The sequence below is a fragment of the Mesorhizobium shangrilense genome, assembly GCF_028826155.1.
Taxonomy (GTDB): Bacteria; Pseudomonadota; Alphaproteobacteria; order Rhizobiales; family Rhizobiaceae; genus Arvimicrobium; species Arvimicrobium flavum.
Map to the genome: position 1 here is coordinate 2,212,662 of NZ_JAQGPN010000001.1, position 18,515 is coordinate 2,231,176.

The 18,515-nt window shown below is 64.1% G+C and carries 18 protein-coding genes; 9 read left to right on the plus strand and 9 right to left on the minus strand.

Going from position 1 to position 18,515, the window contains the following annotated elements:
• Positions 1-42 precede the first annotated feature (42 nt).
• Positions 43-1,218, plus strand: coding sequence for an ABC transporter ATP-binding protein (locus PD284_RS10785; protein ID WP_274628200.1), 1,176 nt, complete (start codon positions 43-45; stop codon positions 1,216-1,218).
• A gap of 74 nt (positions 1,219-1,292) precedes the next feature.
• On the opposite strand, the gene PD284_RS10790 is transcribed toward PD284_RS10785, so the two are convergent.
• From PD284_RS10790 to PD284_RS10805, 4 genes are all read right to left on the minus strand, one after another.
• On the minus strand, positions 1,293-2,657 hold the full coding sequence (locus tag PD284_RS10790) for an MmgE/PrpD family protein (RefSeq protein ID WP_274628201.1): 1,365 nt from the start codon (positions 2,655-2,657) through the stop codon (positions 1,293-1,295).
• Between the two features lie 147 nt (positions 2,658-2,804).
• A complete protein-coding gene (locus PD284_RS10795) occupies positions 2,805-3,188 on the minus strand; it encodes a Zn-ribbon domain-containing OB-fold protein (RefSeq protein ID WP_274628202.1) in 384 nt (127 codons plus the stop codon).
• A gap of 6 nt (positions 3,189-3,194) precedes the next feature.
• Positions 3,195-4,364, minus strand: coding sequence for a thiolase domain-containing protein (locus PD284_RS10800; RefSeq protein WP_274628203.1), 1,170 nt, complete (start codon positions 4,362-4,364; stop codon positions 3,195-3,197).
• Positions 4,361-5,023, minus strand: coding sequence for a glutathione S-transferase family protein (locus tag PD284_RS10805; protein ID WP_274628204.1), 663 nt, complete (start codon positions 5,021-5,023; stop codon positions 4,361-4,363). Before PD284_RS10805 ends, PD284_RS10800 begins: the two co-directional genes overlap by 4 nt.
• A 242-nt stretch (positions 5,024-5,265) precedes the next feature.
• Here PD284_RS10805 and gcvA point away from each other — a divergent pair, with 242 nt between their 5' ends.
• Positions 5,266-6,216 (plus strand): transcriptional regulator GcvA, encoded by a 951-nt coding sequence (gene gcvA, locus PD284_RS10810; RefSeq protein ID WP_274628205.1) that lies wholly within the window; start codon positions 5,266-5,268, stop codon positions 6,214-6,216.
• Here gcvA and PD284_RS10815 read toward each other — a convergent pair.
• The 5 genes from PD284_RS10815 to PD284_RS10835 all read right to left on the minus strand — a co-directional run bounded on the left by PD284_RS10815 (position 6,209) and on the right by PD284_RS10835 (position 10,759).
• Positions 6,209-7,366: a CaiB/BaiF CoA transferase family protein gene (locus tag PD284_RS10815; RefSeq protein ID WP_274628206.1), complete on the minus strand. Its 1,158-nt coding sequence runs from the start codon at positions 7,364-7,366 to the stop codon at positions 6,209-6,211. The two genes, gcvA and PD284_RS10815, sit on opposite strands and share 8 nt — an antisense overlap.
• Entirely contained in the window at positions 7,363-8,367 is a 1,005-nt protein-coding gene (locus PD284_RS10820) for a CoA transferase (RefSeq protein WP_274628207.1), read from the minus strand. The genes PD284_RS10815 and PD284_RS10820 overlap by 4 nt, the downstream gene beginning before the upstream one ends.
• A gap of 83 nt (positions 8,368-8,450) precedes the next feature.
• Complete coding sequence (locus PD284_RS10825; RefSeq protein ID WP_274628208.1) at positions 8,451-9,182, minus strand: dienelactone hydrolase family protein; 732 nt, start codon at positions 9,180-9,182, stop codon at positions 8,451-8,453.
• A complete protein-coding gene (locus tag PD284_RS10830) occupies positions 9,175-9,603 on the minus strand; it encodes a Zn-ribbon domain-containing OB-fold protein (RefSeq protein ID WP_274628209.1) in 429 nt (142 codons plus the stop codon). Before PD284_RS10830 ends, PD284_RS10825 begins: the two co-directional genes overlap by 8 nt.
• A gap of 4 nt (positions 9,604-9,607) precedes the next feature.
• Positions 9,608-10,759 carry a thiolase family protein gene (locus tag PD284_RS10835; protein WP_274628210.1) on the minus strand — a complete coding sequence of 384 codons (1,152 nt, stop codon included), beginning with the start codon at positions 10,757-10,759 and terminating at the stop codon, positions 9,608-9,610.
• Positions 10,760-11,078: 319 nt separating this feature from the next.
• On the opposite strand from PD284_RS10835, the gene PD284_RS10840 reads away from it, so the two are divergent.
• The 7 genes from PD284_RS10840 (at position 11,079) to PD284_RS10870 (ending at position 18,472) form a co-directional block, all read left to right on the plus strand.
• Positions 11,079-11,828, plus strand: a complete 750-nt coding sequence (locus PD284_RS10840; RefSeq protein ID WP_274630602.1) for an alpha/beta fold hydrolase — start codon at positions 11,079-11,081, stop codon at positions 11,826-11,828.
• 187 nt (positions 11,829-12,015) lie between these two features.
• Positions 12,016-13,068, plus strand: coding sequence for an ABC transporter substrate-binding protein (locus tag PD284_RS10845; RefSeq protein WP_274628211.1), 1,053 nt, complete (start codon positions 12,016-12,018; stop codon positions 13,066-13,068).
• Complete coding sequence (locus PD284_RS10850; RefSeq protein WP_274628212.1) at positions 13,065-14,822, plus strand: ABC transporter permease; 1,758 nt, start codon at positions 13,065-13,067, stop codon at positions 14,820-14,822. The genes PD284_RS10845 and PD284_RS10850 overlap by 4 nt, the downstream gene beginning before the upstream one ends.
• A gap of 48 nt (positions 14,823-14,870) precedes the next feature.
• Entirely contained in the window at positions 14,871-15,707 is an 837-nt protein-coding gene (locus tag PD284_RS10855; RefSeq protein ID WP_274628213.1) for an HTD2 family dehydratase, read from the plus strand.
• A 69-nt stretch (positions 15,708-15,776) separates the two neighbouring features.
• On the plus strand, positions 15,777-16,979 hold the full coding sequence (locus PD284_RS10860) for an MFS transporter (protein WP_274628214.1): 1,203 nt from the start codon (positions 15,777-15,779) through the stop codon (positions 16,977-16,979).
• Between the two features lie 218 nt (positions 16,980-17,197).
• Positions 17,198-18,142 carry an alpha/beta fold hydrolase gene (locus PD284_RS10865; RefSeq protein WP_274628215.1) on the plus strand — a complete coding sequence of 315 codons (945 nt, stop codon included), beginning with the start codon at positions 17,198-17,200 and terminating at the stop codon, positions 18,140-18,142.
• 168 nt (positions 18,143-18,310) lie between these two features.
• Positions 18,311-18,472, plus strand: a complete 162-nt coding sequence (locus tag PD284_RS10870) for a hypothetical protein (protein ID WP_274628216.1) — start codon at positions 18,311-18,313, stop codon at positions 18,470-18,472.
• Positions 18,473-18,515 lie beyond the last annotated feature (43 nt).

An 18,515-nucleotide genomic window follows, 5' to 3' on the forward strand; every position in this document is an offset into this window, starting at 1 on the left:
GCGATTGTCGAGCCAGCGGCAGGGAACAAAAAGGGGAAGGAAATGAACAAGGCATCGACATCGACGCTGGAGGTGACCGGCCTCAGCAAAATCTACGCGGTCACCGACGACAGCATCGCCGGCGGCATCCACGAGGCGACGTTCTCGCTGGAGCCGGGGACCTTCTTCACCCTTCTAGGCCCCAGCGGCTGCGGCAAGACGACGACGTTGCGATGCATCGCGGGTCTCGAGCGTCCTGATCGCGGCGTCATCCGCCTGGGCAGCGAGGTCCTGTTCGACAGCGCGCGCGGCGTGGCCGTTCCCCTCAACCGGAGAAACGTCGGCATGGTCTTCCAGTCCTACGCGATCTGGCCGCACATGACCGTCTTCGAAAACGTGGCGTTCCCCCTGCGTGTCTCGAAGGATCGCAGATATAGCAAATCCGAAACGGCCAGCATGGTTGGCGACGCCCTGAGGCGCGTCGGTCTCGACGGGTTCCAGTCGCGATCGTCGACGCGGCTTTCGGGCGGCCAGCAGCAGCGGGTGGCGCTGGCCAGGGCGATCGTGCGCCAACCCAAGCTGTTGCTGCTGGACGAGCCGCTTTCCAATCTCGACGCCACTTTACGCGACGAGATGCGGACCGAACTGAAGCGGCTGCAGCAGCAGGTGGGCATCACGACGATCTATGTGACGCACGACCAGACCGAAGCGCTCGAAATGTCCGATCTGGTGGCGGTCATCGACAAGGGCAGGGTCGTGCAGATGGGGCCGCCCCGCGATATCTACAACCGCCCGACAAACGCGTTCGTGGCGGGCTTTGTCGGAGCCACCAACCTCGTGCGGGGCACGGTGCTGAGGGAAGCCGACGACAGCGGGCTCGGCGCCGTGGTGATCGAGGGCGGGCAGGAAATCGACTGCGCATTGAAGAAGAGACTGCCGGCAGGGCAGGAGATCGCGGTATCGATCCGTCCGGAGTCGATCGACCTCAAGGCGATGTGCGTCTCCGACAAGCCGGGCGTCAACCGCCTGAAAGGGGTGGTCACGCTGAGCGGCTTCCTGGGCAACATGATCCGCTACAACGTCAAAGTCGGCGACCGGATCTTCCAGGTCAACACGGAGCCGGAAACCGCCTTCGAGATCGGAGCCGAGGTTCTGATCGAGTTCCCCAAGACGGCCGCGCTCGGCGTGCCATGGGAAGTGGCCGCAGCTCACCAGCCGGGGATGATCGGACAGGAGTAGAACCACGACCTTGTGGAAAAAAAGCGCGGGCCGGTGATCCGGCCCGCGCTTTCTGATGTCCGGGACTGGCGGGCTCAGGCCGCGAGCTCTGCGACTTTCCTGACGTCCTGCAAATGCAGCAGCCGATCAAACAGACGCCGGGCCTTCGGTTCGTCGAGCTGGGCTCGCGAGCAGGCTGCGAACTTGGTCCACAGCTCGTCCTCGCTCATGCGCCGCGTCCAGTGCCCCCGCGCATAAGGCACGCTCGGGCTTTCAAGCATCGTCCCGTTCTTCAGGTGGATGCGGATGCCGCCGCTGTATCCCAGGTTGGGCTGGGTATCGGCCGGGATCGTCTTGTCGGTCGCCGGCCTGATCACCTTCATCAGGGCCCGCACCTCCGGCCGGCTGTAGAATGCCTCCGACAACTCCTCGAACGTGCCCTGGCGGTTGACGATCGCACCGGCGACGGCGAGCTGGATGCTATGGCTCGGCACGAAGTTGATGGTCGACGGCGACTTCGAGACGACGGCGTATTGCGCTTCGCTGATGAGCACGTCGACATGTTCCACGGCATCGGGTGAAACGTCGTGCTGCTTGACCAGATCGATGGCGCCGTCGATGGCGCGCTGGTTCATGTTGCCGAACGGGTACTGCTTGATGTTTATGCCGACGGTCTCGAGGCGCCATGCCTTGCCGAGGTCGGTGATGGGCGTGTCGAGATCGACTGCTCCTTTCGGCGACAGCGCGACAAGCATGCCGCGCCCCGACCGTTCCAGGCCATCTTCGGGCGCCGTCATCCCGGCCTTGGCCAGGCGCGCAGCCAATACGCCGGCGGCGGACCCGCGCCCTACCTGGAAGGGGCCGACATCCGTGTCGAAGCTTGCGGTGATGCCGCCAGGCATTGCAGCTGCGATGCTGATCGCCCGCAGCGTCGTCTCCGTGTCGTAGCCGTGCAGGCTGCACACTGCGATGGCGGCGGCCGTAGGGCCGAAAGCAGCCGTCGCATGCCAGCCCTTGCCGGCATAGGAGTCCGGGTCGCGTTCGGACAGCCGCGCCCAGGCTTCGTATCCTGCCGCGTAGCCGCGCACCACGTCGCGTCCGGATGCGCCCGCCGCTTCGGCTTCGGCGATGAGCGCCGGCATCAGGATCGTGCTGGTGTGGCATCCCGAGAAGGCGACGTCGTCATAGACCACGCTCGTCGTGGTGGCCGAATTGACCAGCGCCGCATCGACCGTCGAAGCGCGTTCCTGGCCGAGAAAGATGCTCGCGTCGCCCGTGTTGCCGCGTGTCCCGATCGCCTCCAGCGCGATTGTGGATACGGACGTGCCGATGCCCGACATCATGACGCCGACCGTATCCGTCATGCCTATGTTGATCGCCTCGACCGCGATTGCGGGAAGCTCTTCGAACTTCAGATTCGCCGCAAACTCGGCCAGGGTGCGGGAGATAGGTGCAGGCATCGCAATCTTTCCTCTTCCTTGGATCTTGCATCGGACCATTGGACCGCCTGCCGCCGTGAGCAACCGAAGTTTCGGCAAGGGCGCGTGAGAAATCGTCCGGCGATCGTGGCGAGCCAACGCCGCGATCGCGCGAAAACCTGCGCCGCGTCAGGCCAGCTTGAACATCGGCAGACTTTCGTCGTCGGTCGTCTTTCGGATGGCGACCTCCACAGGCTTGCCAATTGCGATCGCCTCGAGGTCGCTGTCGACGATGTTGGTCATCATCGTAGGCCCCTCTTCGAGCGTCACGTAAGCGATGGCATAGGGCGGCTTCGCCACGCGCATGATGCTGTAGGAATAGATGACGCCCCGACCGCTGGCGTTCCGCCATTCCGTGTCCGGGCTATCGCAGAAGGGGCAGATGGCGCGCGGATACCAATGGGCTCGGCCGCAGCCGCGGCAGGCTTTGAACAGGAAACGTCGTTCGCCGAGCGCGGACCAGAAGGGTTGCGTTTCCGGATGGTGGTGGAGCGAACTGGACAAGACTGACATCGATTTCTACTCCCGCTCCATGATGAGTGTCGCCGATCCGTGCCGCGTGCCGAGAAGGCCGCCGGTGCCGTGCGCCAGCGCCAGGTCGCAATTGGCAACCTGTACGGCCGGATGCGCCTCGCCACGCAATTGACGAACCGCCTCGATGATCTTGGTCATCCCGCCTCGATGGTTGGGATGGTTGTTGCACAGCCCGCCGCCATCGGTGTTGAAGGGCAGCCTGCCGACGCCGGAAATCAGGTTGCCGTCGGCGACGAACCGGCCGCCTTCGCCCTTCCGGCAGAAGCCGAGGTCCTCCAGCTGGATGATCACGGTCATGGTGAAGCTGTCGTAGAGCGAGACATACTTGATATCGGTGGGCTTCAACCCGGCCTCGGTGAAGGCAAGCGGGCCGCTGCGCGCCCCGGCGGAATAGGTCAGGTCGACGTCGCCGCCTGATAGGTGCTTGATCGCCTCGCCGGCGCCGCGCACTTTCACCAACGGACGCTTGAGGCTGCGGGCTATCTCGGGCCGGGTCACGATCACCGCGCCGCCGCCGTCGCTTATGACGCAGCAATCCAGGCGTCGCAAGGGATCGGCGACCACCGGCGAATTCGCCACGTCCTCGACGGTGACGACGTCACGCAGCATTGCGTTCGGATTGTGCTGCGCGTGGTGCGAGGCGGCCACCTTCACCCAGGCCAGCTGGTCGCTGGTCGTACCGAATTCATGCATGTGCCGCATCGCGCACATCGCATAGGCATTAAGCGTCGTCATGCCGAAGGCCTGTTCCCAGGGGAAGTCCGGCTGGACGGGGTTGTCGGTGCGCTGAGGCGGACCCTTTTGCAGGCTCTCGCTGCGCGGGCGTCCAGCGAGCGTGATCAGCGCGACATCACATTTGCCTGCGGCGATCGCCTGGGCGGCATGATTGACATGGAGGATGTAGGAGGAGCCGCCGATGTTGGTGGAATCGGCATGGCGTACCTTGAGGTTCATGTACTCGACCAGCGAAAGCGGACCGGTGCCGGGCGCATCGCCGCCGCAGAAATAGCCGTCGACGTCATCCTTGCTCAATCCGGCATCCGCCAGCGCGCCGAGCGCGACCTCGGCATGGAGTTGGGCAACGGATTTGTCGGGGGCCTTGCGGGTAGGATGTTCGTAGGCGCCGACAATGTAGGCCATGCCATTGATGCTCATGTTGTCCCTGTTTTCTCTGCCTGCCCCGCCTTCAAGAGGGCCTGTTCATCGAAATATGTTGTCGCAACAACCGAAGGCCGCTTGCCGATCTCTTCGAACCAGCGCGCCAGAGCCGGAAACCGAACGCGCCACGTCGCTTCCTCCTGAAGACGGAAATCCAGGTAGCAAAGTGCAGCGACAATGGAGATTTGCGCCATGTCGAACGGCGCCCGCGTCATGGCCGCAGCGTCGTCGTCCAGCGTGGTGAAGATGCGCGGCAGTTTATGCCGGATGACGTCGATGCGCCTCTCCGAATGCCCTGGCTGGCGTCGGCTGTATTCCGACAGCAGGGCCATAAGCAGCGCGATGAGGCCGTCTCCCAGCGCCAACCGCCGCATCATGGCAATCTCCGCCGCGGGATCGCGCGGATGCAAAGCGCCGGTTCCGAGAATGAGATCGAGGTGGCGACAGATGACCGCCGAATCGTAAAGGACGGAGCCATCGTCCAGGGCAAGAGCCGGAATCTGGCTGAGCGGGGTGACGTCGAGCAGCGTGTGATTGGATGTCAGCGTGCTGACGACCACAGGCTCCAGCACGATGTCGTCGATCGTTCCCGTCTCGTGGGCGGCGATCAGAACCTTGCGGACATAAGGCGATCTGGACGACCCGTAAAGTTTCATCGTTCGCCGTCTTCCATCATTCGAAAAAGTCAACAATACAGCCGTTTACCCGGACGTGGCGATGGAAGCCTAGCGACTCTGCGGCTGTTACGAAGGGATGTAAGAATCGCAGCTACAACAGTTGATCGACAACCCGAATTGCGTCAACATCGACAACAACCGCGCGCCTAAAGAAGTCGAATTCGCGCCAGCGGTCAATTGACCATTCGGAATGTTCAAATGAGCAATTCTCAAGGATAGGCATGTCAAAACGACTCCCTCCGCTGAATGCGCTGCGCGCCTTTGAAGCCGCGGGACGCCACGTCAGCTTTACCAAGGCTGCCGAAGAGTTGTTCGTCACCCCCGGCGCCATCAGCCGTCAGATAAAGTTGCTTGAAGACGTGCTGGGATTGGAGCTGTTCGAACGCACGAGCCGCGACCTGCGGATTCCCGACGAAACGCGGGAATATGCGATCGCGCTCGGCGACGCCTTCGAGCAGATCAACCGCGCGACCAAGCGGCTGCTGACCGCGCATCGCGCGCGCTCAATGCGCATTCATTGCCCGATGACGTTCACGCTGCGGTGGCTGATGCCGCGCCTCCCGCTGTTCCATCGCCTCTACCCGACGCGGGAAATCCAACTGACGACCACGCTTTTGCCGATCCCCGCCAACCTGCTCTATCTGGGGGATGTCGATGTCGTCATCCAGATGGGCAAGGGCGACTGGCCGGACCTGGTTGCGCATCGGCTTGCCGGCAGTGCGCTGATCCCGGTCTGCAGCCCGGCCTACGTCGCTGCTATGGGCGGAAAGATGACCGTGGAGATGCTGGCGGAAGCCACCTTGCTTCGGTCCATGGCCCGTCCCGACGACTGGCGCGACTGGCTCGACGCCGCCGGTGGCCAAAGCATCGACGACCAACGTGGACTGCATTTCGAAAGCTCGAGCCTCGCCTATCAGGCGGCGATCGAAGGCATCGGCATCGCCATCGGCCAGGTATCCCTGATTGCGGAGGACCTGGTGGCTGGACGCCTGGTGACGCCGATCGATTTCGTCCACGACAACGGCAACGCCTACTACCTGACCTATGCCAAGCACTCGGAGAGCGACCCGAGACTGGTCGAATTCCGGGAATGGATACTGGGTCAGGTGGTCGAGTTCGAGGCCTGGCTGGCGAAATCCGAACAGCGCCCCGCCGGCCTGGCGCTCAGCTAGCCCCGATCTCGATGGCGCCGGCCTCGACCAGCGCGGCGATTTCGCGCTCGTCGTAGCCCGCCACGTCGGACAGGATCGACTGCGTGTCCGTGCCCACGCTTGGTGCGCCTCGTTCGATGCCGAGTGGCTGGCCGTCGATCTGGAAGGGGAAACCCTTGACCATCTTGCCGTCGAAGCGCTGGATGGCGTGCGACCAGAATTCAGTTTCGAGACCCAGGATGCCGCCGCCGTCGAGGACCGGCGCGGCCGCCACGCCGGCCTGACGCAGAGCCGCGATCGCGCTTTCCGACCCAATGCAGGCGATATGGCGTTCAAGCGTCCCCCGCAGCGCGGCAACGCTCGATTGCGGATCGATGCCAAGAAGAGAACAGATCGCTGCAAGTTCGGTTTGGCGGACTGATACGGCGATCCAGGCGTCGTTCCTCGCCTTGAAGCAATCTTGCAGCAAGTACGCCTCCTGCGCATTGCCCTTGCGGCCGCCCGGATTGCCGGCGGATGCGGAGACGAACGCCTCGCCGATGAGGAACGAGGTCAGGTCGCGTTGCGAAAGGTCGAGGTGGACGGCGGGGCCGCCGCCGTTGACCGAGCGTAGCGCGGCCATGATCATCCCCGCGGCAAAGACGGCGGCCACCTGATCGGGATAGTTGACGTCGCGGCCGCTGATCAGCGGGTCTTCGCCGGCATATCCGGTGCCCCACGCAAATCCCGCGACGGCCTCCAGCGTGGAGCCATAGGAAACATGCCGCGCGTCCGCTCCGGTTTCCCCCTGGCTGGACACGGAGGCGAGCACGATCTTTCCGTTCGCCGCGCGCAGTTCCTCAAAGGAGAGCCCGAGCTTGGGCAGCACGCCGCGGCGGAAATTCTCCACGACGACATCGCTTGACGCGACGAGGCGCAGCATGACCTCGCGGCCCCTGGCCTGCTTCAGGTCGATGCTGATTGCCCGCTTGTTGCGGTTGGTGGCGCGAAACAGCGGCGGCAGATCACCGGGATTCGGCCCGTTCCCCGTCCAGACGCGAAACGGATCCCGGTAGGTCGGAGATTCAATCTTAATCACTTCGGCGCCGAGGTCGGCCAGGATGGCGGACGTGGCCGCTCCGGCGGTGATGATCCCGAGATCGAGAATGCGGCAACCCTGGAGTACACTCACGACTGGCCGACCGCGATTGTCGCCGGCCCTGACTCGGGCTGTGCGGAAAGAGAGACGCCGTTCCAGAGCACTGGCAGTCGGGGAGCGTGGACGGAATGCGATTCACCGGGGAACTGGGAAAGTTTCTCGAACAAGGCGCGTTCGACGTTGTGCGGATCCGCGATGACCTCGCCGGGGTTCCATACCGGGCCGAGCGGCAAGCGCAGCAACGACGCTTGCTGGTGGATTTGCTGCCTGGTGCGCGACAGGAACGCCGATTCGACGATCTCCGCCAACTCCACGAGATTGTCGAGGCGGTGCTGACGGGTCGCAAATCTTTCCTGGCGCAGGCGGTGGTCTCCCACCATGTCGCACAAGTGCGGCCAGTCGGGTTCCTGGTAGACCAGCGCGACCCATCCGTCGGCGCAACGCACGACCTGCCATTCCGCGGCTGGTCCGGAGCGTCCTGGAGGAATTGGGGCGTCGCCGTCGAGCGGCACGGCCTTCCAGTTCAACCACACGACCGTGTCGAGCAGGCTGGCCCGGACGGTCAGCGCCTCATGCGCGCTTCGCTTACCCGCCAGAAGCCCGGCGAGGCCGCAGAACGCGGAGAGACCGAGGGCGTAGGCTTCCTGATGTCCTCCGAGCCGCAACGGCGCCCGATCGGGGTCGCCCACCATATTGAGAAGCCCGCCAAGGGCCGAGATGGTGAACTCGCTGGCTGGACCCGCGGTGTCGGCCTGCCGCCCGCTGAAAAGGGTCAAAAGCGCGATGTGCTTCGGCAGTGCGTCGGCTCCGATTGCTCGCTGGGCCTGTTGGTCCAGTATGGCCACGTCGGATTCTCGCAGGAGGCGGGAGGTGAATTCGGGGTTAGAGATGTCGCCACGGACCACCGATTTGCGTGCCGACAAGAATCGATCAATCGCGCCATTTTCGGGGGCAGGGGAGGCGTCGAAACGACCGCTGTCGTCGATGACCTGCACGACATGCGCGCCCAGGTCGGCGAAGATGCGGCCGGTCATTGCAGCCGCAAGCCGGAGCGCGCCGTAAGGAGCGCCCGTCACGGCCTCGACCACGGAGAGACCTTCATAGGGACGCTGCATCTTCATCTCAGAGTGCGTTCCCAAAGCATGAACATCTTTGCCCAGGTCGCTTCCGCAGCCTGCGGCTGGTAGGCGCGACCGGCGGCGAAGCAGTAGCCGTGGTGGCTGTCGGGATGAATCTCGATTTCGTGCTTGATGCCGGATGCTTCGAGCGCCGATCGCACCGCGGCGACGGTTTGCGGTGGAGTGGCCGTATCGGTTTCCGCTATGCCGAAGTAGAGTTCGCCCCGCACCTGCGACATCAGCTTGTGCGGCGAGCCGTCGTCTTCGGTCACAAGCCCGACGCCGTAGAGTGAAGCCGCGGAGGCGAAGCGTTCGCCGAAATAGGCCATCAGCGATACGACGTAGCGGCCGCTCATGCAGAAGCCTACGCAGGAGACCTTGTCGGACTTGGCTTCCGCCTCGCCGTCGAGGAACGCCAGCAAACCGGCCGTGTCTTCGTTGACGAAATCGTTGTCGAGACTGCGCAGGCAGGCGCCTACCACCGCCGACATGCGCTCGTCGCGCCGGGGCAGGTCGAAACGGACGACGCCCAATCGGTAGTACATGTCGGGCAGCACGCAGTAATATCCCCGGGCAGCGATGCGCCGCGCCATGTCGCGCAGCTCCTCGCGGATCCCCGGGGCGTCCATGTACAGGATGACCACCGGGTACGGCCCGTTTCCATCCGGCCGAACCGCAAATGTCGGCATCCGGCCATGCTTGGTGACGACGGCTACTTCCTTCTCATGCATGTTCTTCACGTTTCGACTTTGGGGTTGGATGGTCCGCCAGGCTGAAGGCGTGCTGGGTTCGGTTGAGATGCGGACGATAGGTGATGGTAACGGGCTGGTCGATCCAGCTTCCCTCGGGCTCCCCGCCCACCAGATTGGAGACGACGATCGGGCCTTCGGCAAGCCGCACCGCTATGACGTTGTATGGCGGCGGATGATCCTCGAAGTACTGCCGGTGGAAGACGACCCAGGACAGGATTTTTCCCTCTCCGGAGATCTCGGTCCACGCATAGTCCAGCGAGTTGCATTCTGCGCATACCGGTCCCGGCGGATAGCGGAACGTTCCGCAATGCGAGCACTTCGGGAGAGCCATCCTTTCCCGCTGGATGCTTTCCCACATCGGTTGGTCGTAGAGTGTCAGGATACGTTGCGCGTTGGCCATCGTTCTAGCGTCCGTAGATGATCGCGACGGCCTTGCCGGCGACGTCGGAACTGTAGTGGACATGGCGACAGTTCGGGACCTGGCGTTCGCCGGCTTCACCGCGAACCTGCCGCACGGCTTCGATCTGGTGGTTCCAGCCCTGCATGTAGCTTTCCGAGAGATGGCCGCCGCCGGTGTTGAGCGGCAGTCCCCTGGCGAGCGAGATGCCGTGCTCGCGCATGAACTTTCCGGCCTCGCCGGTTCCGCAATAGCCATAGCCTTCGAGCGCCAGCGGGATGTGCAGCGAAAAACTGTCGTAGATCTGCAAGGCGTCCATGTCGCCCGGCCCGAGCGACGCCATGCCGAACACCTGCTCGGCGACCAGCTTCTGCGCGGGCTGGTAGTAGTCGGTCAGGCGCGGCTCGAGGCTCGTGGCGCCACGATTGAGGTCGTGTCGCCCAACCGCGTGGATGGCCACCGGAGCCCGGCCGATACGCTTGGCTCTCTCCGCCTCGGCGACGATCAGGGCGACGCCGCCGTCATTGATCAGGCAATAGTCGAAAATGTGCAGTGGCTCGCAGATGAAAGGCGAGGCAAGATAGTCGTCGATGGTGATGGGCTTGCGCATCAGGGCGGCGGGATTGCGCGCGGCCGCCATTCGCTGCGCCACCGCCACTTCGCCGAGCTCTGCATGGCTCATGCCGCGCTCCTGCATGTAGCGGCGCGCCATCAGCGCATAGAGCGCGCCCTGCGAGGTGAACCCCCAGGGAGCGTGATAGACGTATGAAAGAAACGCGCCGCCGCCCTGGGCGTCGGCGCCGCCGTAGTTGACCGCGGCGGAGCGCTGATCGTTGCCATAGACGAGGGCAACGACCTCGGCCAGGCCGGCATGGATCGCCTGGCAGGCCTCCATCACTCCCAGCATCGCATCGGCCTGTCCGCCCCAGCGCACGTCCAGGCCAAGCAGCTCGCCGACGCGCTCATAGGCCGTGGTCGGACCGACGATCAGGCCGTCGATGTCGTTGCGGGAGATGCCGGAATCCGCGAGCGCGGATACAAAAGCTTGCGCGGCATAGCCGTTGGAATCGTGAGGTTTCTCGCCGGACCTGACGCGCGCGTGATCGCCCACCCAATCCGTCTGGCCGATGCCGATAACCGATGCTGTTCTGGGCGCCATTCCGGCAATTGTCATTGGTTCCACGTCACGGCCAGTCGTTCAAAGGGCGGCCGCCTCTCTTGTCATTCGGTAGGGCGCTTTCCCCGCAGGTTAGCCCGCGTGGAAACCTCTCATCACGGTCGCAAGCCTTCTTGGATCACCGCTGCCAGTCAACCGACTTAACCGTAAGCCTGGTTGAGCTAATCTCACGCGGGGCATGTCGAGCGGTTCCAGGCTGGCCCAAGAGAACTCAAGCGCTGCTCAGATTCTATCGGTTGACGGCGATGCCCCGGTGTCGTGCCTTGCGTAACGGAAAGTAGGGGGCTGTCTTCTGGTGAACATGCAGTGGCTCGAGGCGAATGGCGCACGGTTTCGCTACGACCATCGGCGGCGGTCCGCCGGCACCATCGTTTTCCTTCACGAGATGGGCGGGACGCTGGAGAGCTACGATGCGCTCGTGGAGAAGATTGGCGGCCGCTGGAGCATGCTGCGCTATGACCAGCGCGGAGCAGGGTTTTCCAGCAGGTTCTCCGGACCGCTGTCCGTGGATGGTCCAGCCGGGGATCTGGAAGCGCTCCTCGACGCGCTGTCGATAGACAAGCCCGTTGCCGTGGTCGGCGCGGCCGTTGGCGCCGCGGTTGCGATACGGTTCGCAACCCGCTGTCCCGCAAGAACAAGCGCGCTCGTGCTGCTGGCGCCGTCAACGTGTCTTCTTCCCGAACGCCGCACGGCAACGCTTGAGAAGATCGCCAGGCTGGAGCGGGAGGCCCTGTTGGCCGACGGCGGCGGTGAACCGACAAGCTTCGATGCTGGACCGCCGCCGCGGGACGCGGCGAGCTACGCCGCCACCTGGCGGATGCTGGCCGAGCTCGACCTCGAAGCGGATCTCGCCAGCATCGCCTGCCCGACCCTGGTGGTCGCGGGGCTGAACGACGTCGATCGCCCGTCGGCCCACGTGGCGGAGGTGGCCGGCAAGATACCGGGTGCGCGCCTGGCCACTCTCGGGGCCGGACATGTGATGGCCGTCGATGCCCCCGACCTCGTGGCTGCGACGCTCACCGCGTTCCTCGACGGTGCGGGCTTCAAATGATGGCCATCGGCTACGCGGATTGCTCTTGCGGCTGCCGCCGTCCTTTGAGGAAACCTCATGGGTGCGGTCTATTTAGTCGTTTGACGATTCCGGGCTCCGGCAAGCAACATGCAGCCAGCATGAGCCAGCGGAAAGCCTGCGGCTCGGCGCATTGAGCTTGCCAAATCGTGAATGGGAGGGACCAGACATGCAGACGAGACGGGGCATTCTTAAACTGGCGGGCGCGGCGTTGGCGATTTCGGTCGCCGGCGCCGCTGCACAGGCCGAACCATCGCAGCAGTTGATCGATGCGGCCAAGGCCGAAGGGCAGGTTGTGTGGTACACCGGGCTCATCGTGCCGCAGGTGGTCCGCCCGCTCGCGGAAGGGTTCGCCGCCAAATACGGTATCGAGGTGAAATACGCCACGACGAGCGACGCGGATACCGTCCTGAAGGTCACCAGCCAGGCGCGCGCCGGAAAGATGGAAGCCGATCTGTTCGATACGCCCGGCACGGCCATTCCGCCCTTGGGCGCTGCGAACCTGATCGAGCCCTATGTTCCCGACGCACTGGCGAACTACGACAAGATCTTCAAGCCCGATTCCAAACTCTACTCAGGCATTTACACGCTCTTCCTGACGACCAACTACAACACGGACCTGGTCAAGGCCGAAGACGCGCCCAAGACCTACGATGATCTGCTCGACCCGAAATGGAAGGGCAAGATGGTGTGGACCGATACGCGCGGCGTGTCCGGCCCTGCCGGGTTCATCGGCAATGTGCTGACGACCATGGGCGAAGAAAAGGGCATGGAATACCTGACCAGGCTCAGCGAGCAGGAGATCGCGCGCGATCCCGGCAACCAGCGGGTCGTGATCGACAAGGTAATTGCCGGCCAGTACGAGATCGGCCTGATGACCTACAACCATCACGCGGTGATCAGCAAGGCCAAGGGGGCGCCGATCGCGTGGGTCAAGATGGAGCCGCTCACGGCCAATCTCGGCGCAATTTCGATCGTCAAGAACGCGCCTCATCCCAATGCCGCGAAACTGTTCCTCGAGTACATGTTCTCAAAGGAAGGGGCGACGATCATCCGCGAGGCGAACTATCCTCCGGGTCATCCCGACGTGCCTGCAAAGGAACCGTCGATCAGCCCGATCACCGGAAACTTCAAGTTCACGCTGCTCGCGCCCGATATCGCTTCGCAGGAAGCGGATCCGCTGAAGACATGGCTCAAGATCTACGACGAGCTGTTCAAATGACAGCCATCGTTGATGGTTCAGCACAAGATGCGCGGCCTCCGGTTCTGGAGGCCGCGCATCGTTCCCGCTATCAGGACCCGTTGTGGCTGCTGTCGCTGGCGATGGTTGTGATCGTGGCGTGTCTCGTGTTGCCGCCGTTCTTCAGCCTGGTGCGGAACAGTCTTTTCGAACTGATGCCGGACGGCTCGGCGGGCGCCTTCACTCTCGACAACTTCGCACGCCTGTTCTCGACCGGGCAATTCGTGCAGAGCACCATCAACTCGTTCGTGTTCGCGTTCCTGTCCACCGTCCTGGCGATCCTGATGGGGGGCGGCCTGGCGTGGATCGTCGAGCGCACCAACGCGCCGTTCCGCGATCTCGCCTATCTGATGACGGTCGTGTCGCTCAGCATTCCGGGCGTCATCTACGTGCCGGCCTGGCTGTTCTTCCTCGGCCCCACCGGCCCGCTGAACGACCTCTACCGGCTCGCGGGCGGCGACGGCATGCTGTTCAACGTCAGTTCGATGACCGGCATGGTGATCATCGAAGGCTTTGCCTGGATTCCGCTGACCTTTCTGCTTTTTGCCGCAAGCTTCCGCATGGCAAATGCCGAACTCGAGGAAGCCGCGCGCATGAGCGGCGCGAGCGTCTTCGAGATGATGCGCCGTGTGTCGATCCCACTCGCGGCGCCGGCGGCCTTTGCGGCCGCGCTGTTCATCTTCATCCGTTCGCTGCAGGCCTTCGACATCCCGAAACTGGTCGGAACCGGGGCCGGCATCAAGCTCCTGACCACCGACATCTACGACAGTATCCGGTCGGTGCCGCCGCAAATCGGTCACGCCAGCGCGTTCTCGGTGGCGCTCACCGTCCTGGTCGCCGGGCTCCTGCTCCTCTACAGCCGGCTGGCCCTGAACGCCTCGCGCTATGCGACGGTGACGGGCAAGGGGTACCGGCCGAGGCCACTTGCGCTCGGCTGGGCGCGGTGGATCTGCGGCGCCATCGTCATCATGAACGTGATGGTCGTTCTGGCGCTGCCCCTGTTGACCCTGCTCTGGATCGCGGTGACGCCCTTTGTGCGGCCGGTACGTCTGGCGGCATTTTCTTCCCTAACATGGGAGAACTTTGCCACGGTGCTTTCCGATGACCGCTACTTCGAGCTGATCACCAATACGCTGATCGTGTCCGCGTCGGCGGCGACCGTGACGATGATGCTGACGGTGGTCTGCGGCTGGCTGGTGGCCAGGCGGCGCGTGTACCATACGGTGCTCGACCAGATGATCGCGTTGCCGATGCTCATCCCGTCGATCGTGCTCAGCGTGGCGATGATGGATCTGGCGCTTCGTTCGCCGATCCCGCTCTACTCAACCCTGACCATCGTCGTCATCGCCTTCGTCGTGCACTATCTGCCCTTCGGCATGCGATATACGTTCACCGGCGCCCTCCAGCTCCATAAGGAACTGGAAGAGTCGGCGGGGGTGTGCGGTGCGTCGCCGCTCGTCATGCTGCGCCGGGTCGTCATCCCGCTGCTGATGCCGTCGATCGTCGCCGGCTGGCTGTTCGTCTTCCTCAACGCGTCGCGCGACCTGTCGACGGCGATCATCCTGGCCGGGCCGGACACCAAGACGATCGCGGTGGCGATCTTCGACCAGGCGATCAACGGCCAGTTCAGCGAAGTCGCCGCCCTCGGGTTGCTTTGGTCGCTGATGATGAGCGTCGTCGCCATGGCCTTCTATTTCCTGATGCAGCGCCGCTCGGGCAACGGCATGTCGTTCTGAACGCGTGCGGCAGGCGGCTTTCCGCGAGCGGTGGGGGGAGACGGCGTCATGACGGATTTTGCCGACTGGATCGGCCGGAGAAGCGAGAGCGAAGACATCGTCACGGGGCGGCTGGTCGACAGCTTCCGCGCCATCTTCGAGCCGCATCTGGCGCCGCCGCCGCCCGGCGTCGCCCCGCCGGGCATTCACTGGTGCCTCGCGCCGGCCATTGTCGCGATGGCGGAACTCGGACAGGACGGCCATCCGGCCAGGAACCGCGATCTTCCGCCCGTGCCGCAGCCGCGCCGCATGTGGGCGGGCGGCCGGGTGGAGCACATCGATCCGTTGCGGATCGGCGACCGGGTTCGCTGCGCGTCGACCATTGCCGGCATCGCACGCAAGCAGGGCCGGTCGGGCGAACTCTGGTTCGTGGCGGTGGATCGCGACTATCTGACGGAGCGCGGACCTGCCGTGCGGGAGCGCCACGACATCGTGTATCTGGAAGCGCCCAAAGGGCGCGCCGAAGGGAAGGGGACCGCAGGCGAGGCGCCGCAACGGCGCAGGGTAGATCGGTCGTGGACCGTCCTGACGTCGTCGACTTTGCTGTTCCGGTATTCGGCGATCAGCTTCAACGGTCACCGGATCCACTATGACTTCCCCTATGCCGTGAATGTCGAGGGACATGACGGCCTAGTGGTGCATGCCCCGATCCAGGCGACGCTGCTTCTCAACCTCGCCTGCCGGGATGGAACGCCGCCGCCACACTTCACATACCGCGGCGTGTCGCCGGCGATCGCCGGGAACGACCTCATGGTCTGCGCCGACGATGAACACGGCAGCTTCTGGATCGAAGGGCCAACCGGCCGCGTCTCGATGATCGCTAGCGCGACCCGGCAACCCGGATGACCGCACCGTCCTTCGACGCCAGTCATTCCGCATGGCCTCGAACCCTCCCAGCCTCACAGCGTCGGCCTCATGCAACTCACCGCTCTCAGCAGCACAAGCTTCCGCCTCTACATCGCGGCCAATTTCGTGTCGGTCACCGGCATATGGGTGAACCGCGTGGTGATCGGGTGGTTCAGCTGGGCGCTGACGGAGTCGGCGACGTGGGTGGGCGTCGTCTCTTTTCTGCTCTTTGCGCCGACCTTGTTCGCCGGACCGTTCTTCGGCGTGCTTGCGGACCGCATCGACATCAAGCGCGGCGCACTGGCCACGCAGGCGCTGCTGGCGATGCTCATGCTGGCGCTCGGCATCCTGTTCGCCCACGGCATTCTCGACATATGGATGCTGAGCGGGCTCTCGTTCCTCTTCGGGTTGACGTCTAGCGCCAACACGCCCATCCGCCTCACCCTCATCCCGATGATCGTGCCGCGCGAGGCGCTGGCCAATGCCATCACCCTGATCTCCATCAATTTCAATGCCGCGCGGCTGATCGGGCCGGCGATCGGCGGCGTCATGCTGGAGAAGATCGATCCCGGATCGACGATCGCTGCAAGCATCGTCATGACCTTGCCGATGCTGGTGGCGCTCGCCTTCCTCAAGCCAAGGGCAAGGGAAGTCGCGTCAACCGAGCAGGCCGGCATTGCGGGGCAACTCGTCGAGGCGGTCCGCCATGTCTGCGCCAGTAACTGGCTCGTCCAGGCAATGATCGTCACCACCATCACCGCGGTGGTGGCGCGCGGCGTTCTCGAGGTGCTGCCGGCGGTTGCCGACGGCATGTATCACCGGGGTGCGAGCGGGCTCGGCCAGATGCTGTCGGCTGCGGGCGTCGGAGCGCTGATTTCCGGCATTTCCATCACGTTCCGCGAAGGCAGCCGGCCGCATCTCGAGCAGTTGCGCCAGAGCTACCTCTGGATGATGCTCGGCATCCTCGCCGTCTTTGCGATGGGATTGGCGGACAGCTGGCTGCTTGCGCTGGGCCTCGTTGCGCTGATGGGGGCGTCCGGCACCTTCACGGCCATTGCGACCCAATCGGTCATGCAGCTGGAAACGCCGGATGCCTATCGCGGCAGCACCATCGGCCTCTGGCTGTTCGCCGGCATCGGCGGCAATGCACTCGGCGCCATCGCCTTTGGCGCCATGGCGGACGCGTTGACGATGCGGACGACCCTGCTGGCCCTTGGCGCGATCGGCACGCTGGCCGCCGCCGCGGCCTGGCTATGGTCGCGCGTGAGGTGAAACCGGCGGATTGTCCGGCGGCAAGTCGACGTTCGGTCCGATAATCCAGATTCGGCGGCCGCAGAATAGATTTCGTCAAACGGCATTGCGAATTAGTTGTTTGACGATTTGTCCTATTCTTTCGACCATCCCCCTCGTTCAGAGCGAAGTCCAGCAGCCAGCCGAGCGGATTAAAGCACCGCCACGGTGAAGTGTGCTCGAAAGAGGGAGGAATGTAATTGACTGATCAACTTGGTGTCATCAATCGCCGCTCGGCGTTCAAGGCCGCTTTGCTGGGCGTCGCGGCTTCGGCGATCGCCGCGCCGTGGCAGCCGGCAGCGGCCCAGGCTGCCGAGGATCCCGGCGTCGTGCCGACGCCCTTGCCGCAGCAGAAGCCCCAGAAGGAAGAACTGCTCGATGTCGGCGACGGGCATTCGATCTGGTATTTCGACACGGGCGGCGACGGCGAGGCGGTGGTGTTCCTGCACGCCGGCACCGGCAGCGGCGCGGTGTGGGGCTATCAACAGCCGGTGTTCGCAGATGCGGGCTATCGCGTCATCGGCTACTCGCGACGCGGCCGGCTCAACGCGAAGATGGGCGATCCCGAAAAATCGGGCACGGGAGCCGATGACCTGCTGAAGCTCATCGACCACCTCGGGCTGAAGAAGGTCCATCTCGTCGGCACTGCCGCCGGCGGCATGGTCGCGACCGACTTCACGGTTTCGCATGAGGACCGCGTGCAGTCGCTCGTGCTCGCCAACACCATCGTCGGCATCACCAACGAAGAGTATCGCGCCATCTACAAGCTGATCTATCCGGAGGGCTTCGACGATCTGGCCGGCGATTTCAAGGAGCTCAGCCCGTCCTATCGCCATCTGGATCCAAAGGGCCATGCGACCTGGAACGAACTGGAGCACAAGGCCAAGATTGGGAAGATGAAGAGCCAGAGCTACGCCAACAAGGTGGTGTGGGAGCATCTCGCCGCCTGGAAGCTGCCCGTGCTCGTGCTTACCGGCGATGCGGACCTCTATACGCCGCCGTCGATGCTGCGCGTCCAGCACGGCGCCATTCCCGGCGCGGAGAAGTTCATCGTTCCCGAATGCGGCCATTCGGCCTACTGGGAACGGCCCGAGATCTTCAACCGCATCGTTCTCGACTTCATCGGCCGCAACAAGGCGGCCTGACGGCGACCAGCGGCAGCCAGCCGAAATGCAGGGAGCGCGCGATCATTCGTGCGCTCCCTGTGGCTTTCGGTACGCCGCTGTCTTTCCGCGCCTACGCCCGGGTGTTTGGCGCTGACCGTTCCGGCAGGGCTCAATCAGGCAAGGTCAGGCCCAGATGCCCGTGGCCAAATGCCAGAACCACATCCTTGCCGCCATGCGACGGGCGGATCACCGGCACCGAGTTGGACGCTGGTCTTCGTCTTCCTCGCCTACCTGCCGGTGGTGCTTCTGACGACGTTCATCCCGAGCCTGTCGCCGGCGCTTCCGCGCATGCTGCTGGTCATGCCATAGACAAGAGCCGGAGGCTGTTTCGAGCGGCCCCGGCCCGGACGAC